Source organism: Thalassospira sp. ABL2_045 (assembly GCF_056161285.1).
The window spans coordinates 1-956 of record NZ_JBSWYV010000037.1; the positions used below are offsets into that span (position 1 = coordinate 1).

The 956-nt window shown below is 52.6% G+C and carries 1 protein-coding gene; it reads right to left on the reverse strand.

All coding sequences use genetic code 11. The features are described from left to right. Nucleotides 1-863: IS110 family transposase (locus ACXAIA_RS20615; protein ID WP_475351008.1), on the reverse strand; the 863-nt coding region annotated here is incomplete at its 3' end. Nucleotides 864-956 lie beyond the last annotated feature (93 nt).

Genomic DNA, 956 nt, shown 5'->3' on the forward strand with positions numbered 1-956 from the left:
CGTCCGCCGCCAATCATTCTTTTGCCCTGGAACAGACCGCTATCTCTGTTGATCGGGGCGACACCGACCAACTTTGCAATCTGCCCTTTTTCAAGCAATCCGATCTCGGGCAATTCAGCGATCAGCACACAGGCGGTTACAAAACCCACTCCCTTCTGGGTCAACAGAACATGTAATATCGCCGTCAATTCCGGGGATGTGTCTACACACTCGCGCATCAGCTTCTCGACTTCCTGTCTCTGACGGGTGAGGAAGTTGACGGTTTCCTCGATCAGGGCCCGAGCCGGATTATCAGGCTTTTCAAGCCGGTTCTTCTCCTGGATCAGCATGTGTGTAAGTTGGCGCCGACGGGCAACAAAATCAGCGAGTTTATAGCGGGCTTCATCTGTTCTGGCCATCAGGCGCGGCGACATGCGTTGGCCGTAATCAGCCAGTACAAAGGCATCAATCCTGTCTGTTTTGCTCAGGGTTCCTGACGCTTTGGCAAAGTGGCGGATCAGCAGGGCATTGACCTTTGAAACAGGCAATTGTGCAGCTTGCAAAGCTCGAACCAGAAGGCGTTCATAGCCGCCGGTTGGCTCCAGAACAATCCGCTCCAGCCCCGGGAAAGCCTGCAGTCTGGCGATCAGGTCTGCAATCCCGGTTTCTGAATTGGCAAAGCGCAGGGTGCGTTTGTCTGGTAAAATGCACAGATCAAGCGAGGATTTTGATACATCGACACCAACAAAACGGGTAGTATAAGACACGGCAATGTCCTCCTTATACTCGAGCGTCAAAGCTCTTCCAGCGGTTCGACAATGCCTCCAGAGACCGTGAGTGTTCAGCTTTTTTACGGATGTAAAAATCCAAGGGCGCCTCAACACCTCACGGATCCGGGAGCCTGCGTATACGCAGGCTCCCAAATGAAAAGAGGCACGAACATCATACCAAATGTTCGTGCCTCTCAATGTATAAGG